Origin of the sequence: Fulvimarina endophytica, assembly GCF_003403015.1 — a bacterium.
Lineage (GTDB): Bacteria > Pseudomonadota > Alphaproteobacteria > Rhizobiales > Rhizobiaceae > Fulvimarina > Fulvimarina endophytica.
On record NZ_QURL01000002.1, the window covers coordinates 254826 to 278380 of the forward strand.

The window sequence follows — 23555 nt, forward strand, 5'->3', positions numbered from 1 at the left end:
GAGGAGGTGCGCCATGGGCGGCTCTAAGTTCATTCCAATCGTCGTCGCGGCATTGGTCGGTCTGTTCGTCGGTTGGTTGATGGGGCCGGACGTGGGCAGCGTCGAAAATCGCGTCGCTTCGGCTCAATCCTCGCTCGATGAGCGGCTTGCGGCGCTGACGAACGAGGTCTCCAAGCAGCAGGGCGCCGCAGCCCAGCAACAGGATGCGATCGGCCAGCAGGTCGTCGCGCTCCAGAACCATGTCGCCTCGCTCACCGACGCCGTGGCCGCCCAGGCCAATCAGGCAGGACAGGCCGCGACCAGCGCGGCCTCCTCGGTCCAGAGCAGCGTCGAGGAGCAGATCGGCACCCTGCGCCAGAAGCTCGACGAGATCTCGCAGAGCGTTTCCAGCCAGACATCGGGCCTGTCGGAGGAGCTGAAGGGCCAGATCAACCAGCTGACCCAGTCGGTGAGCTCCATCGCAGACAACCAGTCCTCCATGGGCGAGCGCCTGCAGGCAATCCAGAGCGAGGCGCAGAGCCGGGCCGACGAACAGGCGGCCGCCATGCAGGCGATGCGCGATTCGCAGAGCCAGCAGTCTGCCGCCTCGCAGCAGCCGGCCCAGTCGAGCGAGGCTTCGGCGTCCTCGAACGGCGAACAGACGGGGGCGAATGCCCAGTCCTCCAGTGAGGGCGGCGACGCGATGAGCCTGATCGAGCAGGTCGGCTCGTCCGGCGCGATCCTCTTTGCCGAGCAGGGCGCGGTCTTCGGCGGCACGCAGGTCGTCCTGTCGAATGTCGACGGTCAGAACGGAACCGTCACCCTCAAGGTCAATGGTGAGAGCCGCGAGGTCTCGCGCGGGGACAGCATCGATCTTTCGGACGATTGCAGGCTCAGCCTTGCAGGTGTCGCCGGCGGGGCCGCGTTCCTGACGGCGGACGGTTGCAGTGGCGGTGGCAACGGCGCGCAGCAGGCGGCATCCGGATCCGGCGGTCAGTCGGGTTCCGGTGAGGCCGACCCGGCAGCTCTCGCCGAGAAGATCGGTGCGAGCGGTGCGATCCTCCTGCCCGAACAGGCGGCCATTTTCGGCCAGACTCGGCTTCACCTCGTTTCGATCGATGCCGGCGCCGGCAGCGCCGAGGTCGCGATCGGTGAAGGCGGTGGCGAAGGCCAGAGCGTGTCGGCTGGTGATTCCGTCGATCTCGGCAATGGTTGTTCGGTGACCCTCGCAGGCGTCGCCGGTGGGGCCGCCTATTTCTCCAGCACAGAATGCGGAAATGGCGGAGGCCAGCAGTCGCAGGGCCAGGACCAGTCTCAGCAGCAGGGCCAGCAGCCCGCGGCGACGACCGAAGGTGGGCAGGCCGAACAGTCCCAGCAGCCTCAGCCGTCCGGTTCGGGCAATGGCGCGGAGGCTCAGGGGAACGGCGGCGGCACGTCCTCCGAAGCCGGTGACCAGAACCAGAACCAGAACCAGAACCAGAACCAGAACCAGGCCGCCGGCCAGAACCAGTCCGATTCGAACGGGCAGGGCGGCGATGCGGCACAGGGCGAAGCCGGCCAGACCGGCCAGAACGGTCAGGCATCTCAGGGCGGCGACAATGCCGCCGCGTCCGGATCGTCGGGCGAGCAGGGCGCTTCGTCCGAAGGCGAGGCTGCGCAGGGCGGTTCCTCCGCGAACGGTGAAGGCGCCGCTTCGCAGGGCGGCAATGACAGCGAAGGGCTCTCGGTCGGCCAGGCGACGAGCTTCGGCGGCAAGTCCGTCTTCGTGTCTTCCGTCAGAGACGGCGGAGCGACACTCGCCGTTCTCAACAAGGGACGCCAGGCCCTCGAGGTCGGCCAGTCCTTCGATCTCGGCGACGGATGCTCGGTCACGCTCGACAGCACTGATGGAGCGCGCGTTCAGCTGTCCGCGAGCGGCTGCTGATCGAGATCATTCGCTCACTCGACGAAGGCGCGGGCCCGCCTGGCCCGCGCCTTTTCTGTTCGGACGACACCGTCCTCCCCTCAATTTTTAGGGCAGCGGGCCGATGACGGATTACATCGCGTTCTATGGAACGCTCATGGAGCGCGCTCGCGCCTCGCAGGCGCCCTCACGCGCCGGACTGACACGGTTTCTGCAGCCCTGCCGCCTCGCGGGCGTCCTGCGCGATCACGGCGCCTATCCGGGCTTCTATCCGGCCGATGCCGACCGGACGGGAACCGGCCCGACCGTCGAGGCCGAGCTGCACGAGATCCTTCTCGCCGACGCTTTCGCGGTCTTCGATCGCTGGGAGGAATACGACGCCGCCGACGAGGCGTCCTCGCTCTATATCCGACGCAAGATGCGGCTGATCGAGCCCGACCTGCAGGCCTGGGTCTACATCTCACAGGTATCGGAGGACGACCCCGTGGTGCCGGGAGGCGATTGGGCGGTCTACGAGGGACGCATTTGACGCTGCGCGTTCAGCGTCAGACGACGCAGTCGTCGCTTCCCGACTGCCAGCGCAGGACGTCGGCGCGGGCGCGCTGGCCGATCTCCTCGGACAGGAGCGGCCCGTAGATCGAGACATCGGCGCTTCCCGATTGGCCCTCGACGACGAGAAGCGGGCGGGCTTCGGGCTGTCCGGCCGGGGTCAGGAGAAAGCGGGGCTTGCCGGAGAACGAGGCGAGTTCGGGCGCAAGGCCATAGCCGTCGAAGGCCGGATCGCCCGACTTGAACCAGCAGCGATCCGCATTCAGCGTCAGCCGCTCCATGAGGTCGAGACCGGCCTGGGAGGGCGAAGTGGAGGGTTCCGGCTCGGGCGCGCTCGCACAGGCCGACAGGATCGTCAGAAGAGCGAAAACAGCGCCCGTCGCCGGCCTGGTGTGCGCGAACCTCACGCGGCGATCCTGCCCGCCATGCCGAGCGCGCTCTCGAAGATCGCGCGTCCGTCCGTGCCGCCATGCTCCGGCTCGATCAGGTTTTCGGGGTGGGGCATCATGCCGAGCACGTTGCCGGCCGCATTGACGATGCCGGCGATGTCGTTGATCGCGCCGTTCGGATTGGTCGCCTCGGCATAGCGGAAGACGATCTGGTCGCCGTCGATGAGTTGCTGCAGCGTCGTCTCGTCCGCGAAATAATTGCCGTCGTGATGGGCGACCGGGCACCGGATCACCTGTCCGTTCGCATAGCCGGAGGAGAAGCGCGTGCGGGCGTTCACGACTTCCAGCTTCACCTCGCGGCACACGAAGCGCAGCGTCGTGTTGCGCATCAGCGCGCCCGGCAGGAGGCCCGCCTCGCAGAGGATCTGGAAGCCGTTGCAGACGCCGAGAACCGGTACGCCCTTCGCCGCGGCCTCGGCGACCGCGCGCATCACGGGCGAGCGGGCGGCGATCGCGCCGGCGCGCAGATAGTCCCCGAAGGAGAAGCCGCCCGGAATGACCACGAGATCGGATTTCGGCAGGGCGGTCTCGGTCTGCCAGACGGTCGCGGGCGCCTTGCCGGTGATCGTCTTCAGTGCCGCGATCATGTCGCGATCGCGGTTGAGGCCGGGGAGGAGGACGACGGTGGTGTTCATGGGACCGGACCAGATGCGGCTGGAGGCTCGCTCAACGAGCGGCCTCCGCCCGTTTCATTCCACGGTGATCGAATAGTTCTCGATCACCGTATTGGCGAGAAGCTTGTCGCACATGTCGGCAAGGCGCCTTTCGGCCTCGGCCGGGTCCTCGCCGGCGAGTTCGATGTCGAACACCTTGCCCTGACGAACCTCTCCCACGCCCTCGAAGCCCAGATGGCCGAGGGCGCCCTGGATCGCCTTGCCCTGGGGGTCGAGAACACCGTTCTTCAGGGTGACGACGATACGCGCCTTGGTCACTGGATCTGCCTGTCTTTCGAGTGGATGAGTTTCAAAGCCGGTGCCGGCCGCTTGACGGGAGCGATCCGCCTCACTTCACCAACACCGGCCCGGAGGGGCGGGGCGGCTCGTTTTCGTTCATGATGCCGAGCCGGCGGGCGACCTCCTGATAGGCCTCCACCAGCCCGCCCATGTCGCGGCGGAACCGATCCTTGTCCATCTTTTCCTGGGTGTTGATGTCCCACAGGCGGCATGAGTCCGGCGAGATCTCGTCGGCGACGACGATGCGCATCATGTCGCCCTCGAACAGGCGGCCCGTCTCGATCTTGAAATCGATCAGCTGGATGCCGACGCCGAGGAAGAGGCCGGACAGGAAGTCGTTGACCCGGATGGCGAGAGCCATGATGTCGTCGATTTCCTGGGGCGATGCCCAGCCGAAGGCCGTGATGTGCTCTTCGGAGACCATCGGATCGTCGAGCTGGTCGGCCTTGTAGTAGAATTCGATGATCGAGCGCGGCAACACCGTGCCTTCCTCGATGCCGAGGCGCTTGGCGAGCGATCCGGCCGCGATGTTGCGCACCACCACTTCCAGCGGGATGATCTCGACTTCCTTGATCAGCTGCTCGCGCATGTTGAGCCGCTTAATGAAGTGCGTCGGGATTCCCATCTTGTTCAGATGGCCGAAGATGTATTCGGAAATCCTGTTGTTGAGGACGCCCTTGCCGTCGACGATCTCATGCTTCTTCTTGTTGAAGGCGGTGGCGTCGTCCTTGAAGAACTGGACGAGCGTGCCGGGTTCGGGGCCCTCGTAGAGGATCTTGCCCTTGCCTTCGTAGATGCGGCGGCGACGTGTCATATCTTACTCTGTTCTTGGCTTGCGGGCCCGGGCAGGGGGCTGCCGAGGGTCGCGTCGCCTGCGTGAATAGACCAAAGTGCCCGCGATCACAATCTGCAGGCGGGCGCGTGGGAGACGAACTCCCCGATGAAGGTCGGCATCCCGCGCCCGAACGTCAAGGAAGGCGGCCCGTTCGGGTGCGTTGCGCACGCACTGAGGCCGGCTTTTCCCCGTATTTGATTGGACGATGGAGCATGGCCGGCCTAGCGTTCGCCCGGCCATGCGCCATGTTCCATGCCTGTGGCGGAGGCGATCGGGCTGCGCGACGGCCCGTCCGACGCCGGTTGAAAAGGGTGACGACGATGACGATGCAGGATCGCGAACGGGATTTCGAAAACCGGTTTGTCCACGATCAGGAACTGAAGTTCCGGATTCGGATGCGGCGCAACAAGCTCCTGGGCCTCTGGGCGGCCGAAAAGCTCGGCAAGAGCGAGGACGAGGCCCGCGCCTATGCGCAGGAGATCATTCGCGCCGATTTCGACGGACCGGGCGACCGGGACGTGTCCGACCACCTGAAGGCCGATCTCGCCGGAACCGGCATCTCAGACGCCGAGATCCGGGAGCGGATGGAGGCGCTTCTTCACGAAGCCGAAAAGCAGGTGATGGCCGAATGACCGCTGGCCGCAAGCCGTTGAAGGGGATCTTCGAGACGGGCGAAACGGCGATGTCCGCCTGGCTCGGCTCGCCCGATCCCTTCACCCAGGAGGCCTTCTTCCGAGCGGATTTCGACATCGTCACGCTGGACATGCAGCATGGCCTCATCGACCAGAGCGACGTGCGGGACGCCATCACGCGCGCCCACGGGTTCGGCCGTCAGGTCGTCGTGCGCGTCCCTGTCGACGCCTTCGCGCTCGCCTCCTGGGTGCTCGACATGGGCGCAGGCGGCATCATCGCGCCGATGATCGAGACGGCGGACGAGGCCCGCGCCTTCGTGAGGCACGCGAAATATCCGCCGCTCGGCCTGCGCTCCTTCGGGCCGATCCGCGCGGCGCTGCTCTCGGCTGACGGGGATGCGGGCGCCTATGTCGCCAAGGCGAACACCGAGACCTTCGCATTCGCGATGATCGAGACGCGCCGTGCCCTCGATGCGATCGACGAGATCGCCGGGATCGAAGGGCTCGACGGGTTGTTCGTGGGGCCGAGCGATCTGTCGATCGCCCTGTCGGACGACGGCAGGGCGGATCTCGAAGGCGCGAGGCTGAAGACGGCGATGGCGGATATCGTCGCTGCCTGTTCGAGGCACGGCAAGATCGCCGCCTGCTATGCGACGAACCCCGGTCAGGCGCGGCTCTACAGCGGATTCGGCTTCAGCTATGTCTGCGTCGGCTCGGATCTGAAGGTCATCGCCGACGGCACGGCGCAACTTGCGAGCGATCTGCGGGGCTGAGAGCGCGGCCCCGGTCCGGAAAGCCGGTCGCGTCAGGTTCGGGGTGCGACCGGCCGTCTCGCGCCGTTCAGGCTGCGGCCGAAAGCTTGCTCATGAACTTGCCGAAGGTCAGAAGGCCTTCGGGCCAGGGACCATGGCCCGAATCGCCGTTGATATGCCCGGATTCGCCCGCATCGATGAAGAGCGAGCCCCAGGCCCCGGCGATGTCCTCGGCGGCCTCGAAGGAGGAGAAGACGTCGTTGCGGCTCGCGACGACGATCGAGGGGAAGGGCAGGGGAATGCGCGGATAGGGGCCGAAGGTCATCAGATGCTTCGGCCGGATCGCCGCGTTCTCCACATCGGGCGGCGCGACGAGAAAGGCGCCCGTCACAGGCTTCTTCGCCTTCTCCACCGCGTGGACGGCAGCCGCAACGCCGAGGGAGTGGGCGACGAGGATGACGGGGCGCGTCGATTGATCGATCGCTTCGGCAACGGCGCCGACCCAATCCTCGCGCACGGGCTTCGACCATTCGCGCTGTTCCACGCGCCGGGCGGTGGAGAGCTTGCTCTCCCACCGGGTCTGCCAATGGGTGTCTGGCGATCCCTTGTAACCAGGGATGATGAGGATGTCAGCTTCGGCAACTCGCATGCCGGCTGACATGGAAGCTGGGCCCTGCAAAGTCAACGGAGCTCGCGCGCCGGAAAGGCCGGCGCGCCCCGGGGAAGCCTGCGCGCCGGAACGGTCGGCGCGTCCGGGCTCAGCCCTGGCCGCCCTCGGCTTCGAGCTTCGACCAGGTGTTGGACTGGGAGAGCATGCCGCGCAGGAACGCGATATTGGTTTCGGCTTCCTGCGGCGAGAGCGTCTCGGCCGCGACCCGCTCGGCCTCCTCGAAGCGACCCTGGAGGCCGATCGCGAGGGCGAGGTTCTGGCGGATGCGGGCATCGCCGTCGGGCTGGGCGAGGGCCAGACGCAGATAGCGCTCGGCCGATGCCGGCTCGTTGCTCATCAGATAGGACATTCCGAGATTGGAGAGGACCGTCGCCTCGTTCGGCTTGAGGACGAGAGCCTTCTGGAACAGGGCGCGCGCCTCCTGGGGCTTTCCCAGCTGGTCGAGGATCGCCCCTTCGGCCGAATAGAGGCGCCAATCGGGATAATCGGGGGTCTGCGCCCGGCGCACGGTCTCCAGAGCCTTCGGAAGATCGCCCGCCGCCGCGAGCGCCTTGCCGTAGGCGGACAGGACGGCCCGGTCTTCCGGGTGGGCGATCGCGATCTGCCGCATGACGGCGAGCGACTGCTCGTTCCGGCCCGCCATCTGGAGCGCGGCCGAATAGGCGAGCCCGATCTGCTTGTTCTTGGGATCGGCCTCGTAACGCTGGCCATAGGCGTCGACCGCGCTGCGCAATTCGCTCGGCGACATCTCGGCGACGGAGCGGGCCGACATGTCGTCGGAGCTCGCATAGGCCGAGGGCGCGATCGAGCCGGTCGTCTCGTAGCTGACCTTCTCGGTCTTGGTGGCGCAGCCCGCCACTGCGAGGAGGGCAGCGGCTGCGAGGATTGGGGCGGCCTTTTTCGAAGCCGTGATCGAACTGGTCATGCGCATGAGCTCTTGGCCTCGTCACCGGTCTGCCAGATGGGGTTTCCGCGCATTGATAGCGGCCTTATCTTGCCGCGACCCTGCTTCGCTGACCCGGCGGCGGGTTCGTTCCGCTTCGCGAGAGCCTGCCGCCTGCTGAAATGCCCATGTTTCGAGGAACCCCGATGTCCGTGACCCTGACCGCCGATCGCTCCGCGTCCTCGCGTCCGATCCTGCCCGTTCGCCCCGCAACGCGAGACAGCCTGCCGGACGAGGCGAGGCGCTGGGCCGAGATCTCGCGGTTCGAGGCGAAGGCCGGCTCGGTCTGCCTCGTGCCGGGGGATGGCGGTCTCGCCTGCGTTCTCCTCGGCCTCGGCAAGGCGGAGGAGCGCGACCCGAGCGATGGCGCCCGCGCAGCCCTTCTTGCCGGTGCGCTCGCCCGCGCGCTCCCCGAGGGCGCCTTCCATCTCGACGGGACCTGTGGCCTCGACATGGACCTGACGGGCCTTGCCCTTCGTCTCGGCGCCTATCGTTTCGACCGCTACAAGAGCGGCGCGAGCGGCGATGCCTCGGGTCCGAACATCGAGATCCACCTCGGCGAGGGGCGCGATCTCGACAAGATCACGGCGGTCGCGGACGGCGTCGCCCTTGCGCGCGACCTCATCAACACGCCGGTCAACGATATGGGTCCGGGCGAACTCGAAACGGCGATCCGCGATCTTGCCGCACGCCACGGCGCCGAGGTGTCGGCGATCACCGGCGAGGATCTTCTCGAACACAACTTTCCGATGATCCATGCGGTCGGTCGGGCGAGCGCCTCGGCGCCCCGTCTCGTCGAGATGGTCTGGGGCCGCAAGGATGCGCCGAAGGTGACGCTGGTCGGTAAGGGCGTCTGCTTCGATACCGGCGGGCTCGACATCAAGCCGCCCTCGAGCATGCTTCTCATGAAGAAGGACATGGGCGGCGCAGCCAATGTTCTCGGTCTTGCCGCGATGATCATGGCGACGAAGCTCGATCTGCGCCTGCGCGTCCTCGTTCCGGCCGTCGAGAATTCGATCTCGGCCAACGCCTTTCGCCCGAGCGACATCCTGACGAGCCGCAAGGGCCGGACGGTGGAGGTGGGCAATACCGATGCGGAAGGCCGTCTCGTCCTTGCCGACGCCCTGTCCTATGGCGACGAGGAGGAACCGGAGCTGATGATCGACATGGCGACGCTGACGGGGGCGGCCCGGGTCGCGCTCGGGCCGGACCTGCCGGCCTTCTTCACCGGCAGCGATCCTTTCGCCGGCGAGGTGGCCGAGGCCGGTACGCGCCTTGCCGATCCCTCCTGGCGCCTGCCGCTCTACCGGCCCTATGCGGGCGATCTCTCGTCCAAGGTCGCCGACACCAACAATGTCAGCTCCGGCGGCTTTGCCGGCGCCATCACGGCGGCGCTCTTCCTCGAAGGCTTCGTGGAGAAGGCGACGACCTGGGCCCATTTCGACATCTACGGATGGCGGCCCTCCGCCTCCGCCATCGGGCCGGTCGGGGGCGAGGCCTATGCCATCCGCTCCCTATTCGACATTCTGTCGACCCGCTACCCGGCACGCTGACCGAAACCCGCTCCAGGCAGGCTCCCATGACCGAACCGCTCAATCCGCGCCTCAACGCCTATCGCGACGACCTCGCCGACATCCGGCTGAAGGGCCAGGTCTCGGCGGCGCGTTTCGTCGATGGCATTCCGGCCGTCGTCGCCGTCCCGCTCGCCCCTCTCCATCGCGAACCCGATCACGACGCCTTCCTCGACACCGAGGCCCTGTTCGGTGAGCGCCTTCTGGTCTTCGACGAGACGAGCGGGCCGGACGGCGAGCCCTGGGCCTGGGTGCAGCTCGATGACGACGGCTATGTGGGCTACACGCCCTTCGCCGCGCTCGAACGGCTCGGCGAGGAGACCGAGGCGAGCCTTCCGACGCACCGGATCGCCGTTCCGCGCACGCTTCTCTTTCCCGAACCCGACATCAAACGCCCACCGGTCGCGGACCTTCCCATGGGGGCGCTGGTCACCGCGGTGGAGGAGGCCGAGGACCGCAATGCCCGCTACCATCTCCTCGCCAGCGGCGGCGCGATCGTCCAGCAGCATGCGACGGCTCTCGGCAAGGACGTAGAAGATTTCGTCGCCGTCGCCGAGCGATTTCTCGAAACCCCCTATCTGTGGGGCGGCAAGAGCGCGCTCGGCATCGACTGCTCGGGGCTCGTGCAGCTCGCCTGCCAGATGGCCGGGATCGATGCGCCCCGCGACTCCGGCGATCAGGCGCGCGAGCTCGGCACGCGGATCGCCGGCATCGAGGCTCTGCAGCGCGGCGATCTGATCTTCTGGCCGGGCCATGTCGGGATCATGGTGGACGGACGGCGCATCATCCACGCCAACGCCCACCACATGATGACGGCGATCGAACCGTTGAACGATGCGCTGGAGCGTCTCGAGAAGAAAGGCGCGACGCTGAGCGCGGTCCGCAGGCTCGCGGCGAAGGTGAGCGAGGCAGGGGCGAGCGAGGATTGAGCGGGGAGCGCGGTGATCAACGCGGCTGGTTTCGGCCCGCTCGTCACTCGGCCGCGATCTTCGTCACCTTCTTGGCGGGACGGCGCTCCAGAAGATCCTTCAGGAACCGGCCGGTATAGGACCGCTCCACCTTGCAGATCTCCTCGGGCGTGCCGGACGCGACCAGTTCGCCGCCGCCGTCGCCGCCTTCGGGGCCGATATCGATCAGCCAGTCGGCGGTCTTGATGACCTCCAGATTGTGCTCGATGACCACCACCGTATTGCCCCGGTCGACGAGGTCGTGCAGCACTTCGAGAAGCTTGGCGACATCGTGGAAGTGGAGGCCGGTCGTCGGCTCGTCGAGGATGTAGAGCGTCTTGCCGGTCGCCTTGCGCGACAGCTCCTTGGCCAGCTTCACCCGCTGCGCCTCGCCGCCGGACAGCGTCGTCGCCTGCTGGCCGACCTTGATATAGCCGAGCCCGACCTCCTGCAGCGCCAGGAGTTTGTCGCGCACGGCAGGCACCGCCGAGAAGAAATCGACGCCCTCGTCCACCGTCATGTCGAGGACATCGGCAATCGAGCGCTCCTTGTAGGTGACCTCCAGGGTCTCGCGATTGTAGCGCTTGCCGTCGCAAACGTCGCAGGTGACGTAGACATCGGGCAAGAAGTGCATCTCGATCTTGATGACGCCGTCGCCCTGGCAGGCTTCGCAGCGCCCGCCCTTCACATTGAAGGAGAAGCGTCCCGGCTGATAGCCGCGCGCCTTCGCCTCCGGCAGACCCGAGAACCAGTCGCGGATCGGCGTGAAGGCGCCGGTATAGGTGGCCGGGTTGGAGCGCGGCGTGCGGCCGATCGGCGACTGGTCGATATCGATGATCTTGTCGAGATGTTCGAGCCCCTCGATCCGGTCGTGCTCGGCCGGAACGTCGCGGCCGTTCGCGATGCGCCGCGAGGCGGCCTTGAACAGGGTCTCGATGAGGAAGGTCGACTTGCCGCCGCCCGACACGCCGGTGACGCAGGAGAACAGGCCGAGAGGAAGCTCGGCCGTCACGTTCTTCAGGTTGTTGCCGCGCGCACCGACGACCTTGACCGCCTTGCCCTTCTTGGCCTTGCGCCGCGTCTTGGGAACGGGAACGCCGAGATCGCCCGAAAGATAGCGCCCGGTGAGGGAGGCGTCGCTCGCCATGATCTCGTCCGGCGTGCCCGCCGCGATGACGCGCCCGCCATGGACGCCCGCCGCCGGGCCGATATCGACCACGTAGTCGGCCTGGAGGATCGCGTCCTCGTCATGCTCGACCACGATCACCGTATTGCCGATATCGCGCAGGTGCTTCAACGTGATGAGCAGGCGCTCGTTGTCGCGCTGGTGCAGCCCGATCGAGGGTTCGTCCAGAACGTAGAGCACGCCCGTCAGCCCCGAGCCGATCTGCGAGGCGAGGCGGATGCGCTGGCTCTCGCCGCCCGACAGGGTGCCCGAGGAGCGCGACAGGGTGAGATAGTCGAGCCCCACATCGTTGAGGAAGCGCAGCCGGTCCCGGATCTCCTTCAGGATCCGCACCGCGATCTCGTTCTGCTTGTCGGAAAGGCCCGCCGGCAGGGTCTCGAACCATTCGGCGGCATCGCGGATCGAGAGCCCGCTCACCTCGCCGATATGGCGTCCGGAGATCTTCACCGCGAGCGCCTCGGGCTTCAGCCGGTAGCCGTTGCAGGAGGGGCAGGGCGTCGCCGACATGAAGCGCTCGATCTCCTCGCGCATGAAGCTCGAATCCGTCTCGCGCCAGCGGCGCGAGAGGTTCGGAACCACGCCCTCGAAGGTCTTCGTCGTCGTATAGGCGCGCAGCCCGTCTTTGAAGCGGAACTCGATCTTCTCCTTGCCGGTGCCTTCCAGGATCACAGCCTTCGCCTCGTCGGAGAGATCGGCCCATCTGTCGGTCTGCTTGAAGCCGTAATGCTTGCCGAGCCCTTCCAGCGTCTGTCCGTAATAGGGCGAGGTGGATTTCGCCCAGGGCGAGATCGCCCCGTCCTTCAGGGTGAGGTTCTCGTTCGGAACCACAAGCTTCGGGTCGACCGCCTGCTGGGCGCCGAGCCCGTCGCATGTCGGGCAGGCGCCGAAGGGATTGTTGAAGGAGAACAGGCGCGGTTCGATCTCGGGGATGGTGAAGCCGGAGACCGGGCAGGCGAACTTCTCGGAGAAGAGAAGCCGCTCATGGGTCTCGTTCTTGCTGCGATTGGCGCCCGCATCCGCGAGGCGCTCCTTGGCGAGCGGCCGGTCCGCGAACTCGGCGACCGCGAGGCCGTCCGCAAGACCAAGGGCCGTCTCGATGGAATCGGCGAGCCGCGACTTCATGTCCTCGCGCACCACGATGCGGTCCACCACCACGTCGATATCGTGCTTGTATTTCTTGTCGAGCGCCGGAGCGTCGGCGATCTCGTGATATTCGCCGTCGATCTTGACCCGCTGGAAGCCCTTCTTCTGGAGTTCGGCCAGTTCCTTGCGGTATTCGCCCTTGCGCCCGCGGATCATCGGCGCGAGCAGATAGAGCCGCGTGCCTTCCTCGAGCGCCAGAACCCGGTCCACCATCTGGCTGACGGTCTGGCTTTCGATCGGCAGGCCCGTCGCGGGCGAGATCGGCACGCCGACCCGGGCAAAGAGCAGGCGCATGTAGTCGTAGATCTCGGTGACGGTCGCGACCGTCGAGCGCGGGTTCTTGGAAGTCGTCTTCTGTTCGATGGAGATGGCCGGCGACAGGCCCTCGATCGAGTCCACGTCCGGCTTCTGCATCATCTCCAGAAACTGGCGCGCATAGGCCGAGAGGCTCTCGACATAGCGGCGCTGGCCCTCCGCATAGATGGTGTCGAAGGCGAGAGAGGACTTTCCCGAGCCCGAAAGGCCCGTCATGACGATCAGCCTGTCGCGCGGAAGGTCGAGGTCGACGCCCTTCAGATTGTGTTCGCGCGCGCCGCGAATGGAGATCGTCTTGAGGTCGGCCATGAAGGGTACCGGTCTGTCGTATTGTGATGAGGCGAGACATATCTATGGGAGAGGTGCCCCGGTTTAAAGCCGATATTGACTCGCCGATTTACCGTGTTCTAACTTTGTTCTCACGGGATGTCGAGCCGGGCGAAACCGGCGGCGATCCGGTGGACGTCTTTCCTGTTGATCGCGCGGGGGCCGCCCTTTCGCGCATCGGGGCGGGTGGTTAGGTTCGCTCGAATTCGGACAAAGGAGCGTTTCGATGGCAGGCAGCGTCAACAAGGTCATTCTCGTCGGCAATCTCGGCGCGGACCCGGAGATGCGTCGCACCCAGGACGGCAAGGCCATCGCCAACTTCTCCCTCGCCACCTCCGAGACCTGGCGCGATCGCAATTCCGGCGAGCGGCGCGAGAAGACCGAGTGGCACCGGGTGGTCTGCTTCAACGAGGGTCTCAACAAGATCATCGAGCAGTATGTGAAGAAGGGCTCGAAGGTCTATCTCGAGGGCCAGCTGCAGACCCGCAAGTGGCAGGGTCAGGACGGGCAGGAGAAGTACACGACCGAGGTCGTGCTGCAGGGCTTCAACTGTTCGCTGACCATGCTCGACGGGCGCGGCGAAGGCGGCGGTGGTGGCGGTCCCGGCGGCGACTATGGCGGCGGCGGCGGTTCTCGTGGCGGCGGCGGTGGCGGCTCGCGCGGTGGCGACTACGGCGGCGGATCCGGAGGTGGCGGTTATGGCGGCGGCTCCTCGGGCGGCGGCTCGCGCGATTTCGACGACGAAATTCCGTTCTGACGATCGGTGAGGGCAGGGCGCTGTCTCGCATCCGCCTTGCCTGATCGAAGCTCCGGCGTCTCGCCCTCTTCGGCCTGATCTCGGAGCCCGTCACTCGTCTTCCAACCGGGCCGGGAGGGCCGGAGCCGAAGGGTAAGTTCGGACTTGCGATGATCCGAGGCGGAGGGTGACGGGCGAGAGCCGGAGCACCGGTTTCGAAATCGGCCGTTCAGGCCGAAGGCGGGATGCACGCAAGGCGGACAGGCTGCACCGGTTCCGCGTCCTGCTTCAACCGCTTCATGCCCGGTGAGGCCATGGAGCGGCAGGGTGTGGTCGAGCCGCCGCATGTCGATGATTTTGCGGCGCGATCATGCCCCCGGACCGACCGTTAAAAATTGACACTTCGTTAACTTCCGCTTAATTTTCGCCCCAATCGACGACACTTTCGCACCTGAGAATCAGCCTTTGACAATTTCTTGGCGGACCTTCTTTTCACACAAGGCCGGCCTGACGGCGGATTCGGGCAAGGAAGCGCGTCCTCAGCCGGCAGGGCGCGGGCCTGAAGGGCAGGCTGTCGCCGAAGACGCGCCGCAGGCGGCGCCTGCGGCAAAGAAGAATTCCTATGCGCCTCTCGAAAATCTCGGCGAGCGCAACGAACTTCTTCACGTGCGCTTCGGATACATGGCCGACCGGCTGGAGGACCTGAAGTCCCTGGCTGAGGATTTCAATCTCCTCGCCGCGCCGATCGCCGAAATGGCGACCGAACTTCCCCAGGCAAAATCCCGGCTGATCGAATATCAGGCGCTTCTCGAGCGCGAGAGCGAGGAGAACCGGTCTGCGCGCGACGAGCTGAAAGGGCTGCGCCGTCGGCTCTCCCTGCTCGAGGACGAGAAGCTGCGGACCGCCAAGCGGATCGCGGCGCTGGAAGCGGCCGTCGAGAAGGCGGAAGAGGATGCGGCGGAGCTGCGCATCCGCGAGGACGAGCTGGAATCGCTGCGCCGCAATGCGGAGAAGCGTGCGGATCTCGAACACGAAAACCGTCAGGCCGTCGAAGCCGAGCTGAGCCATCTCTCCTCCAAGGCCTCCGCTTATGCCGAGGACCTGCAGGCGGCGATCGCCGATCGCGACACCGCCAAGGAGCGCTCCGCCCGGCTCGAAGCCGAGCTCGGTCGCCTGCAGAAGATCGTCGACCAGCAGGTTCTGCAGCTGGTCGAGCACGAGGCGCGCGCGGGCGAGCTGGAAAAGGCGAGCCGCCAGCAGCTCGCCGCGATCGAGGATCTCGAAGGTCGCCTCGTCGCCCAACGCACGGAGCACGAGGCCGCGCTGCATCAGGCCGGCCTTCAGAATTCGAGCCTTGCCGCCGAGAAGGCGTCGATGACGCTGAAGGTGGAGGAGCTCAACGCGCGGACTGCCGCGATGGACCAGACGATCGGCCAGTTGCGAACGGCCCAGGGCGATCGCGACAACATGATCCAGAAATACGAGGCGGCCCTGCGCGATGCCGAGAAGGGCATGCGCATGAGAGACCGCGAGAATGCGGTTCTCGAACAGCAGCTGAAGGACAGGACCCAGCAGTTCAACGAGATCAAGCAGGCCTCGGACGAGGCGGCCAAGCGCGCCGCCATGCTGAACAAGGCGCTGTCCGGCAAGAGCGCGGCGCTCGATTCCGCGCTCGAACAGGTCGAGGCGCGCGCCGATCAGATGGACGAGCTCACCCAGCGCTTCGAGAAGGAAAAGGCTGCGCTCAAGGCGGCGAACCGGCGCCTCCTCGAGGATCTGGAAGCCGAGAAGGCCGAGCGCACGCTCGCCCAGGGCGCGCTCAAGATCGCGCGCGAGAGCCGGTCCTGGCTGCAGAAGCAGAACGAGGCGCTGAAGCGGAGCAACCGCGCGCTGCGCACCGCCACCGACGATGCGGACCTTCCCGTCGAGTTTTCCGATGAGCGGCCGCCCGAGGAGGATTTCGAGGACGAGATCCCCCGGGACGAGCCGACGAACAATGTCAGTCATTTCCGTTCGCGGACGAGAGACCCGAACGACAAGCCCTAACGAGATCGTGCGGCCGATCGCCGGACCGCACCCTTCCGGTCAGTAGAACCGTCCAATCGAGGAGTGCAACCCATGGCAGAGACTGCGCTGAACAAGACGCTCATCGAGGATGATGCGATCGAGGCCGAATTCGAGATCGAACCGGGCCGCGATGCGGACGATTCTCAGTTGTCGAACTTCCAGACCAATAACGACTGGGTGCTGCGGACCATCTCCTCGGAAGAGGCCCAGACGGAGCGTGGCGGAAAGTCCCGTGCGCGTCCCGAACAGACGTCGGAAGGCGCCCACATGTCCAGCGACTGGGCGGCGACGCTCGAACTCGTTCAGGAAGCCTGCGAATCGATCCGTTTCAGCGAGGAGCGCGTGGCAGCCCTCGAGAACGAGCTCGAACAGGTCTCGCTCCAGAGCCGCAACGACCTGCGCGCCATGAACGGCCGTCTGGCCGCCGCGCAGGACGAGATCAAGGCGGCCAATCTGCGGGCGAAGCTCGCCGAGAAGCGCGCGCAGGATGCCGAGAACTGGCTGGTCAAGATCAACGAAGCCGTTCGCCAGGGCTTCGGGCCTTATGTGAACCGCCTCGAAATCGAACTGTCCGATCTCGAGATCGACCACATGTCCGACGACTGAGCAGAAATCCGCATCGGTTCGGGCAGGCATGCGGGCTTGCCCGAAGTGCGAGAGGTCGCGCGGTATCGCGAGACCTCGCAACCACCGGACCGGACATCGTCCGAGCCGGTCTGCGAATGTCTGTCACGGCCGGTAGCGGGGCCATTCGAGGATCATGGCCATGGCATATATGGGGACGAAGAAGACCGTCTATTACACCGATGTCTCGACCTCCACGCACCGGACGCAGCATGGCGCCCGGCAGAGCGAGAGGTGCATGCAGTCGCTCGATACGATTGCGGAGATCGGCGACCTGATCGACGATCTGACCAGGCGTCTGTACGAGAAATCCCGCGAGTTCGATCATCTCCTCGCCGTGTCGAGACAACGCGAGGAAGAGGTGCGTGGACGCATTTCCGAACTCGAGACCGTCATCAAGACGCAGGACGAGGAGTATCTGAAGCTTGCGGCGGTGCTCGAGGCCAAGCTGATCGAGTGCGAGGAGCTGAAGGCGAATTTCGACCTGAAATTCGAGGAGCACCAGTGGGCCGAGCGCCATATCCGCGCGGTCACGCAGGAAATCAACGATCTGAAGAGTCGGCTGAGGATCACCTCGGTCAATCGGTGACCGTGCGGACCGCTTGTCCAGCATGGTGTCAGCTTCGGAACCTAGGGTTGGGCCATCCGCAAAGGAGTGCACCCGATGGTTCCGCAAGATCAACGATCAGAACCTGCCGACGCCCGTATCGAACAGGCGATGTCCACTCTGGATGCCCACAAGATCCGTCAGTTTCTCGCGGAATGGTCGGCTGAAATCAGGACGGACCGGGCGATCAATTCCCTGCGGCGCTGCCGGATCGACCTCCTCCAGGAAGAGATCGAACGCCTGCGCAAGGATCTCGATATCAATCTGGCGGCCTGATTCTCCCGTCCCTCATGCGACCGCGCTCCTGCCGAAAGCGCCCTCGCGCATCCCACCCGAATCTCCAGCCGGTCTCCCGATCATCCGTTCCATGGCCGCATCGATGAAACCGCGATCTCGCATCGCGTGAACGCGGCTCGGCTCTTGGCACCTCTTGGTCCGCCGATCGATCCCGCCCGATGCCGGGTCCCACTTGCGGCAAATCAGCGGGGGCGAAGTGCTTGACCCCTGGACGCCCGATAGGTCATAAGGGCCGCGCACCGGCCGGGCGGCAAGCTCGTGGTTCGCGGGCGGCGTCGAGACGCCTCCCTGCGAAGACCGCAGCCATCCTCCGGGCGAACGCCTGAGCGGCCGACGGATGGACTTCTTCCGGCTCGGTCGCTCGTGTCGTGGTTGGGGCGCGTAGCTCAGTTGGTAGAGCAACGGACTTTTAATCTGTAGGTCCAGGGTTCGAGTCCCTGCGCGCCCACCATCCCCGCCATCGCCGGTTCCCTTTGACGCCAAGGCCGGCCGGGATCGCATGGTGCCCGACATATCTGCCAGCCATGAAACAGAGGGCAAGAAACCGATGACCAGATCCGTTTCGATCGCCGCCATCTCCTCCGTCCTTCTTCTCGCCCTCGCAGGCTGTGCAAGCGAGCCGACCTTCGGCGAGAGGCTGGCATCCGACGCCGAGCGCCGGCAATCCCTCGCCGACGAGGCGCTGGCCGCCGAGCGCGACATCGCGCGAGGCGAGACCATCATCCGCGAGGCGCGGGCCGACCGGGACGCCAGCGAAGCCCGTCTTCGCGAAGGACGCGGGCTCGTCGAAGGCGGCCGCGATACCCTGCGCCGGATCGAAGCCGAGACACGCTGAGGCGAGGCGGCCCCTCCGCTCTCGAATATCGTCCCGTAGGCCGGCCGACCGGGGCTTCGATGGCCGGCACGAGCGATCCGTTCGGCGAGACGCCGGGCTTCTAGCTTCATTGTTCGCTGAAAGTATCGATGACCCTAGAACGGGTCGCCGCCACTCCCCGTCTCTCCCATCGCTCATGCGGGCCCGTTCCTCGACGGTGGCGCTCACCCAATCGTGAGCGGTGCCGGTGCTTCCCCCGATCGGGTTCGAACGAACATTCGTTTGTGCACGCGAAAGGGAGCATCGCATCATGGCCCTCGGTCTTTCACGTCTTTCAATGGTGATGACGGTGCTCGCGCTCGTCTTCGCCACGCCGGCCCGTGCGGACGACGCATCGGATATTCGCGGCGCCATCGGAGCCCAACTCCAGGCCTTTCGCGCCGACGACGGCAACACGGCCTTCTCTTATGCCGCTCCGCAGATCCAAACCATGTTCGGATCCGAAGCCATGTTCATGCGGATGGTTCGCGACGGATATCCGCCGGTCTATCGCTCGAGCAATGTGACCTTCGGCGACCTCACCCGGGATGCCGAGGGGTTCCGTCAGGACGTCTTCATGACCGATCCGAACGGTCAGGCCTGGATCGCCGACTACAGGCTCGAGCGGCAGGCGGACGGGTCAATGAAGATCACAGGGGTTTCGCTTCGCAAGAGCGAGGATCTCGCGGTCTGACCTCGGGGCCCTTCCGGCCGGAGCCCGGCAAGCCTCGGCCCGTCAGAGCGGCGCGATGTCGCCGCGCGCCCAGCCGGCTTCCGTCTCCGCCTTGAAATCGGCGAATCTGCCAGCCTCGATCGCGGCCCGCATGCCGGCCATCAGATCCTGGTAGTAGGCAAGATTGATCCAGGTCAGGAGCATGCCGCCCAGCGCCTCGTTGCAGCGCACGAGGTGGTGCAGATAGGCGCGTGAATAGTCGCGTGCCGCCGGGCATGCGGACGCCTCGTCGAGAGGCCGGTGATCGTCCGCATGCCGGGCATTGCGCAGGTTGATCTTGCCGAAACAGCTATAGGCGAGCCCGTGCCGGCCCGCCCGTGTCGGCATCACGCAGTCAAACATGTCGATGCCGCGGGCGACGGACTGGAGGAGGTCGTCCGGTGTGCCGACGCCCATCAGATAGCGCGGCTTGTGTTCGGGAAGGACGGGAAGCGTCTCTTCCAGCGTCTTCAGCATCACGGCCTGGGGCTCGCCCACCGCAAGCCCGCCGATCGAATAGCCCTTGAGATCCATCGCCGCGAGCCGTTCGGCCGAACGGATACGCAGATCGGGCACGTCGCCGCCCTGCACGATGCCGAACATCGCCTTGCCGGGCTGGTCGCCGAAGGCTTTCGCCGAGCGCTCCGCCCAGCGCAGGGAGAGCTCCATCGCCCGTTCGATCTCGGCCCGCTCGGCGGGCAGGCGGATGCATTCGTCGAGCTGCATCTGGATGTCGCTATCGAGCAGATGCTGGATCTCGATGGAGCGCTCCGGCGTCAATTCGTATTCGGTGCCGTCGATATGGCTCTTGAACGTGACGCCGCGCTCGTCGAGCTTGCGCAGAGCCGCGAGCGACATGACCTGAAAGCCGCCCGAGTCCGTGAGAATGGGATGGGGCCAGCGGGCGAATTCGTGGAGCCCGCCGAGGCGGGCGACCCGCTCGGCGCCGGGCCGCAGCATTAGGTGGTAGACATTGCCGAGAATGATGTCGGAGCCGAGATCGCGAACCTGATCGAGATACATCGCCTTGACGGTGCCGGCCGTACCCACGGGCATGAAGGCCGGCGTGCGCACGGTGCCGCGCGGCATGGTGATCTCGCCCCGGCGGGCCTTTCCGTCGGTGGCTTGCAGGGTGAAGGTGAAGCGTTCGGTCATGGTCTGGCGATGTCTTCGGGGATGCGGTCGAGAAGACAGGCATCGCCGTATGAATAGAAGCGATAGCCGCTCGCGATCGCATGGGCATAGGCGGCATGCATGCGTTTCGTGCCCGAAAGGGCCGAGACCAGCATGAACAGCGTCGAGCGCGGCAGATGGAAATTGGTCAGTAGCCGGTCGATCGCGCGGAAGCGATAGCCGGGCGTGATGAAGATGTCCGTCGCGCCGGAAAAGGGCGCGATGATCCCGTCTTCGCCGGCCGCGCTCTCCAGAAGGCGCAGCGACGTCGTTCCGACCGCGACGATACGCCCGCCCGCGTTCCGGACCGCGTTGAGGCGGTCGGCGGTCGCCCGGTCGATATGGCCGATCTCGGCATGCATGCGGTGGTCGCTGGTATCGTCCGCCTTGACGGGGAGAAACGTGCCGGCCCCCACGTGGAGCGTGAGAAAGGCGGTCTCGATGCCGCGCTTTCGCAGGGTCTCGAGCAGGGTTTCGGTGAAGTGGAGGCCGGCCGTCGGTGCTGCGACGGCCCCCGGATCTTTCGCATAGATGGTCTGGTAGTCGGTCCGGTCCTGCTCGTCCTCGCCGCGCTTGGCCGCGATATAGGGGGGCAGGGGGACGTGGCCGACGGCGGCGATGGCTGCGTCGAGATCGGGGCCCGAGCGCTCGAAGACCAGAACGGCTTCGCCGGCCTCGCCGCGTTCGGACACTTCGGCGCGCAAGGGTTCGGCCTCGCCGCGTGAGAAGACGATGCTATCGCCCGGCTTCACACGCTTGGCCGGGCGCACGAAGGCGGCCCACCGGTCGCCGGCGAGCCGCATGTGCAGCGTCGTGTCGATCCGCGCGGTTCCTTCCCCCTCGCGGTTGCCCTCTCTCGTGCGCATGCCGACGAGCTGGGCGGGAATCACCCGCGTATCGTTGAAGACGAGGATGTCACCGGGGTTCAGGAGATCCGGCAGGTCGGCGATCGTACGGTCCGACAGGCCGTCCGCGCGAACCTCCAGAAGCCTCGCGCTCTCGCGCGGGGAGGCGGGCCGGAGCGCGATGCGCTCCGGCGGCAGTTCGAAGTCGAAGAGATCGACCTTCATCGCAGATGCCGTTCCGGCTCAGCCGGCGTCCACATCGCTGGCGACGCGCATGGTGGTGATCGAGTCGGGATCGCGCACGGGCTCGCCCTTCTTGATCTTGTCCACATTGTCCATGCCTTCGATCACCTCGCCGAAGACCGAATACTGCTTGTTGAGCCAGGGGGCGTCGGCAAAGCAGATGAAGAACTGGGAGTTGGCCGAGTTCGGGGCCGCCGTGCGGGCTGCCGAAACGGTGCCGCGCTTGTGCGGTTCCGCCGAGAATTCGGCCTGCAGGTCGGGCTTGTCGGAGCCGCCGGCGCCGGTGCCCGTCGGATCGCCCGTCTGGGCCATGAAGCCGTCGATCACCCGGTGGAAGACGACGCCGTCGTAGAAGTTCTCGCGGGCGAGCTCCTTGATCCGCTCCACGTGCTTCGGCGCGAGATCCGGCCGCAGCCGGATGACGACCTGTCCCTTGGTGGTGTCGAGAATCAGAACGTCTTCGGGATTGTCATAGGCCATGTTCGTCTCCTTGGGCCGGGCGCGGGAAGGGTTCGTCGGAACCCTCAGCCTTTCGCCGTCGCCGTTTGGCTTGCTTGCAAAAAAGCGGCCCGGGAGGTGTCCCGAACCGCCGCACTCATGCGTCTAAGTGTGACAGATCGCGTAACGAGGCAACCCCATCCGCAAAATGCCTCGTCCTCGAAGGACGCTGTCAGCCCTCGCTGCCGACGGTGACCTTGGTCATGACGTCCGGATCTTCGACGGCGCCGTTCTGCTGGGCATCGCCCTTCTTGATCGCGTCGACCACGTCCATGCCTTCGACCACGTCGCCGACGATCGTGTACTGGCCGTCGAGGAAGTCGCCGTCGTCGAGCATGATGAAGAACTGGGAATTGGCCGAGTTCGGATCCTGCGAGCGGGCCATGCCCACGGTTCCGCGATCGAAGGTCTCGCTGTCGGAGAACTCGGCGGGAAGGTCCGGCTTTTCGGATCCGCCCATGCCGGCACGCGATGCGTCGAAGGCATCGGAGCCCTTCTTGCCGAACTGGACGTCGCCGGTCTGGGCCATGAACCCGTCGATCACACGGTGGAAGACGACGTTGTCATAGGCGCCTTCGCGGGCGAGTTCCTTGATCTGCTCCACGTGCTTGGGCGCCAGATCGGGCTTCAGCTGGACGACGATCTCGCCCTTGTTCGTCTCGATGTTCAGGCGGTTCGACGCATCGCCGCCATCCTGGGCGAAGGTCGGCATGGCGGCTGCGAGCGTCATTCCGGTGGCGAGAGCGATGGTGGAGAGAAGTTTCATGAACGATCCCGAGGTTTGCCGTTTCGGCGTGGGTTTTGCGGGAAGTCGGGACGGTCACCGATTTTTCAATGCCGCCAGAACCGGTTCCGGTACGAATGCCGAGACATCCCCGCCCATGCCGGCGATCTGGCGGACCAATGTGGCGGTAATGGGCCGCGTCTGCGGGGAGGCCGGCAGGAAGACGGTGGTGATCGCGGGCTTCATGGCCCCGTTCATGCCGGCCATCTGCATCTCGTAATCGAGATCGGTTCCGTCGCGCAGACCGCGTACGAGAACGCTCGCGCCGGCTTCTTCCGCAGCCTCCACCACGAGCCCGTCGAAGGAGACGATGTCGATCCCCGCATCGAGACCGGCGGCCTGAAGGCTGTCGCGAATGAGTACGGCTCTCGTCTCGAAGGAGAACATCGGCGTCTTCGCCGCATGGACGCCGATGCCGACGACGACCCTTTCGAAGGAGGCGATCGCCTTACGCAGAATCGACAGATGGCCGTTCGTCATCGGATCGAAGGAGCCGGGGAAGAATGCGGTGATCATGTCGTCAACCTTTGTGGAAAATAATCGAAGCGCGATCGGCTTTTCCGTGCGATGCTCCGAGACATCGGTGGACTGGCGCGCTATCGTGGCGTGGCAGAACCGACACGATCGTGCCGCGACCGAATGAAACAGGGAACCGGGCGGCTCCGTCAAGCGTATCTGTGTCAAGACAACGAGGAGAAGTTTCCATGCTCATCGCAGCACTTTCTCTCACCATGATCGCTACCTTGACCGCAGCGACGCTGAAGAGCCTTCACGACGACCGCGAGCGCGCCCGCGTCAAGGTTAAGGCCAAACGCACCTACTGATCTCGGTTGAGAGAGCCCGGTCGTCCGGTCTTTCCACTCCAATTCGAAAAGACCTGAAAACCACTGCATCCCGGATGAGATCCAGTGGTTTTTTTGTTTCAGGAGGTTCGTCGGAGATCTCGCCGTTCGGGCTGCCGC

At 65.7% G+C, this 23555-nt stretch carries 25 protein-coding genes and 1 tRNA gene; 14 read left to right on the top strand and 12 right to left on the bottom strand.

What is annotated here, in order from left to right; all coding sequences use genetic code 11:
- Nucleotides 1-13: 13 nt before the first annotated feature.
- Together DYI37_RS04635 and DYI37_RS04640 are read left to right on the top strand one after the other, a co-directional pair.
- Entirely contained in the window at nucleotides 14-1903 is a 1890-nt protein-coding gene (locus tag DYI37_RS04635) for a hypothetical protein (protein ID WP_116682038.1), read from the top strand.
- A gap of 103 nt (nucleotides 1904-2006) precedes the next feature.
- Nucleotides 2007-2411: a gamma-glutamylcyclotransferase family protein gene (locus DYI37_RS04640; protein ID WP_116682039.1), complete on the top strand. Its 405-nt coding sequence runs from the start codon at nucleotides 2007-2009 to the stop codon at nucleotides 2409-2411.
- A gap of 16 nt (nucleotides 2412-2427) precedes the next feature.
- On the opposite strand, the gene DYI37_RS04645 is transcribed toward DYI37_RS04640, so the two are convergent.
- The 4 genes from DYI37_RS04645 to purC all read right to left on the bottom strand — a co-directional run bounded on the left by DYI37_RS04645 (nucleotide 2428) and on the right by purC (nucleotide 4647).
- Entirely contained in the window at nucleotides 2428-2838 is a 411-nt protein-coding gene (locus tag DYI37_RS04645) for a hypothetical protein (RefSeq protein WP_116682040.1), read from the bottom strand.
- On the bottom strand, nucleotides 2835-3515 hold the full coding sequence (purQ, locus tag DYI37_RS04650) for a phosphoribosylformylglycinamidine synthase subunit PurQ (RefSeq protein ID WP_116682041.1): 681 nt from the start codon (nucleotides 3513-3515) through the stop codon (nucleotides 2835-2837). Before purQ ends, DYI37_RS04645 begins: the two co-directional genes overlap by 4 nt.
- A gap of 54 nt (nucleotides 3516-3569) precedes the next feature.
- Complete coding sequence (gene purS / locus DYI37_RS04655; protein ID WP_116682042.1) at nucleotides 3570-3812, bottom strand: phosphoribosylformylglycinamidine synthase subunit PurS; 243 nt, start codon at nucleotides 3810-3812, stop codon at nucleotides 3570-3572.
- A 70-nt stretch (nucleotides 3813-3882) separates the two neighbouring features.
- Nucleotides 3883-4647, bottom strand: coding sequence for a phosphoribosylaminoimidazolesuccinocarboxamide synthase (gene purC / locus DYI37_RS04660; RefSeq protein ID WP_007065826.1), 765 nt, complete (start codon nucleotides 4645-4647; stop codon nucleotides 3883-3885).
- Nucleotides 4648-4988: 341 nt separating this feature from the next.
- Here purC and DYI37_RS04665 point away from each other — a divergent pair, with 341 nt between their 5' ends.
- Together DYI37_RS04665 and DYI37_RS04670 are read left to right on the top strand one after the other, a co-directional pair.
- On the top strand, nucleotides 4989-5300 hold the full coding sequence (locus tag DYI37_RS04665; RefSeq protein ID WP_116682043.1) for a DUF1476 domain-containing protein: 312 nt from the start codon (nucleotides 4989-4991) through the stop codon (nucleotides 5298-5300).
- On the top strand, nucleotides 5297-6073 hold the full coding sequence (locus tag DYI37_RS04670; RefSeq protein WP_116682044.1) for an HpcH/HpaI aldolase family protein: 777 nt from the start codon (nucleotides 5297-5299) through the stop codon (nucleotides 6071-6073). The genes DYI37_RS04665 and DYI37_RS04670 overlap by 4 nt, the downstream gene beginning before the upstream one ends.
- Before the next feature lie 67 nt (nucleotides 6074-6140).
- On the opposite strand, the gene DYI37_RS04675 is transcribed toward DYI37_RS04670, so the two are convergent.
- Nucleotides 6141-6701, bottom strand: coding sequence for an RBBP9/YdeN family alpha/beta hydrolase (locus tag DYI37_RS04675; RefSeq protein WP_116682399.1), 561 nt, complete (start codon nucleotides 6699-6701; stop codon nucleotides 6141-6143).
- Nucleotides 6702-6810: 109 nt separating this feature from the next.
- Nucleotides 6811-7653 carry a tetratricopeptide repeat protein gene (locus DYI37_RS04680; RefSeq protein WP_116682045.1) on the bottom strand — a complete coding sequence of 281 codons (843 nt, stop codon included), beginning with the start codon at nucleotides 7651-7653 and terminating at the stop codon, nucleotides 6811-6813.
- 158 nt (nucleotides 7654-7811) lie between these two features.
- Between DYI37_RS04680 and DYI37_RS04685 the strand changes: the two genes are divergently transcribed.
- Both DYI37_RS04685 and DYI37_RS04690 read left to right on the top strand, forming a co-directional pair.
- Nucleotides 7812-9218, top strand: a complete 1407-nt coding sequence (locus DYI37_RS04685) for a leucyl aminopeptidase family protein (RefSeq protein WP_116682046.1) — start codon at nucleotides 7812-7814, stop codon at nucleotides 9216-9218.
- 26 nt (nucleotides 9219-9244) lie between these two features.
- The gene (locus tag DYI37_RS04690) at nucleotides 9245-10165 is read left to right on the top strand and encodes a C40 family peptidase (protein ID WP_116682047.1); all 921 of its coding nucleotides are present in this window, start codon (nucleotides 9245-9247) and stop codon (nucleotides 10163-10165) included.
- 43 nt (nucleotides 10166-10208) lie between these two features.
- Here DYI37_RS04690 and uvrA read toward each other — a convergent pair whose 3' ends face one another.
- Nucleotides 10209-13136, bottom strand: a complete 2928-nt coding sequence (uvrA, locus tag DYI37_RS04695) for an excinuclease ABC subunit UvrA (RefSeq protein WP_116682048.1) — start codon at nucleotides 13134-13136, stop codon at nucleotides 10209-10211.
- Nucleotides 13137-13380: 244 nt separating this feature from the next.
- Here uvrA and ssb point away from each other — a divergent pair, with 244 nt between their 5' ends.
- The 8 genes from ssb (at nucleotide 13381) to DYI37_RS04730 (ending at nucleotide 19032) form a co-directional block, all read left to right on the top strand.
- Entirely contained in the window at nucleotides 13381-13911 is a 531-nt protein-coding gene (gene ssb, locus DYI37_RS04700) for a single-stranded DNA-binding protein (RefSeq protein WP_116682049.1), read from the top strand.
- A gap of 444 nt (nucleotides 13912-14355) precedes the next feature.
- Nucleotides 14356-15936, top strand: a complete 1581-nt coding sequence (locus tag DYI37_RS04705; protein ID WP_116682050.1) for a hypothetical protein — start codon at nucleotides 14356-14358, stop codon at nucleotides 15934-15936.
- Nucleotides 15937-16008: 72 nt separating this feature from the next.
- A complete protein-coding gene (locus tag DYI37_RS04710; RefSeq protein ID WP_116682051.1) occupies nucleotides 16009-16563 on the top strand; it encodes a hypothetical protein in 555 nt (184 codons plus the stop codon).
- Nucleotides 16564-16723: 160 nt separating this feature from the next.
- Complete coding sequence (locus DYI37_RS04715; RefSeq protein WP_116682052.1) at nucleotides 16724-17170, top strand: hypothetical protein; 447 nt, start codon at nucleotides 16724-16726, stop codon at nucleotides 17168-17170.
- 129 nt (nucleotides 17171-17299) lie between these two features.
- The gene (locus DYI37_RS19915) at nucleotides 17300-17464 is read left to right on the top strand and encodes a hypothetical protein (RefSeq protein ID WP_158555084.1); all 165 of its coding nucleotides are present in this window, start codon (nucleotides 17300-17302) and stop codon (nucleotides 17462-17464) included.
- Nucleotides 17465-17860: 396 nt separating this feature from the next.
- A tRNA-Lys gene (locus DYI37_RS04720) sits at nucleotides 17861-17936 on the top strand.
- Nucleotides 17937-18032: 96 nt separating this feature from the next.
- Nucleotides 18033-18320 carry a hypothetical protein gene (locus tag DYI37_RS04725; RefSeq protein WP_116682053.1) on the top strand — a complete coding sequence of 96 codons (288 nt, stop codon included), beginning with the start codon at nucleotides 18033-18035 and terminating at the stop codon, nucleotides 18318-18320.
- A gap of 289 nt (nucleotides 18321-18609) precedes the next feature.
- The gene (locus tag DYI37_RS04730; RefSeq protein WP_245413775.1) at nucleotides 18610-19032 is read left to right on the top strand and encodes a DUF4864 domain-containing protein; all 423 of its coding nucleotides are present in this window, start codon (nucleotides 18610-18612) and stop codon (nucleotides 19030-19032) included.
- A gap of 42 nt (nucleotides 19033-19074) precedes the next feature.
- Here DYI37_RS04730 and tgt read toward each other — a convergent pair whose 3' ends face one another.
- The 5 genes from tgt to coaD form a co-directional block, all read right to left on the bottom strand.
- Complete coding sequence (gene tgt, locus DYI37_RS04735; RefSeq protein ID WP_116682054.1) at nucleotides 19075-20205, bottom strand: tRNA guanosine(34) transglycosylase Tgt; 1131 nt, start codon at nucleotides 20203-20205, stop codon at nucleotides 19075-19077.
- Complete coding sequence (queA, locus tag DYI37_RS04740) at nucleotides 20202-21293, bottom strand: tRNA preQ1(34) S-adenosylmethionine ribosyltransferase-isomerase QueA (RefSeq protein WP_116682055.1); 1092 nt, start codon at nucleotides 21291-21293, stop codon at nucleotides 20202-20204. The genes tgt and queA overlap by 4 nt, the downstream gene beginning before the upstream one ends.
- An 18-nt stretch (nucleotides 21294-21311) precedes the next feature.
- On the bottom strand, nucleotides 21312-21791 hold the full coding sequence (locus DYI37_RS04745) for a peptidylprolyl isomerase (protein WP_116682056.1): 480 nt from the start codon (nucleotides 21789-21791) through the stop codon (nucleotides 21312-21314).
- Between the two features lie 190 nt (nucleotides 21792-21981).
- Nucleotides 21982-22575, bottom strand: a complete 594-nt coding sequence (locus DYI37_RS04750; RefSeq protein WP_116682057.1) for a peptidylprolyl isomerase — start codon at nucleotides 22573-22575, stop codon at nucleotides 21982-21984.
- Between the two features lie 54 nt (nucleotides 22576-22629).
- Nucleotides 22630-23109 carry a pantetheine-phosphate adenylyltransferase gene (gene coaD / locus DYI37_RS04755; RefSeq protein WP_116682058.1) on the bottom strand — a complete coding sequence of 160 codons (480 nt, stop codon included), beginning with the start codon at nucleotides 23107-23109 and terminating at the stop codon, nucleotides 22630-22632.
- Nucleotides 23110-23555 lie beyond the last annotated feature (446 nt).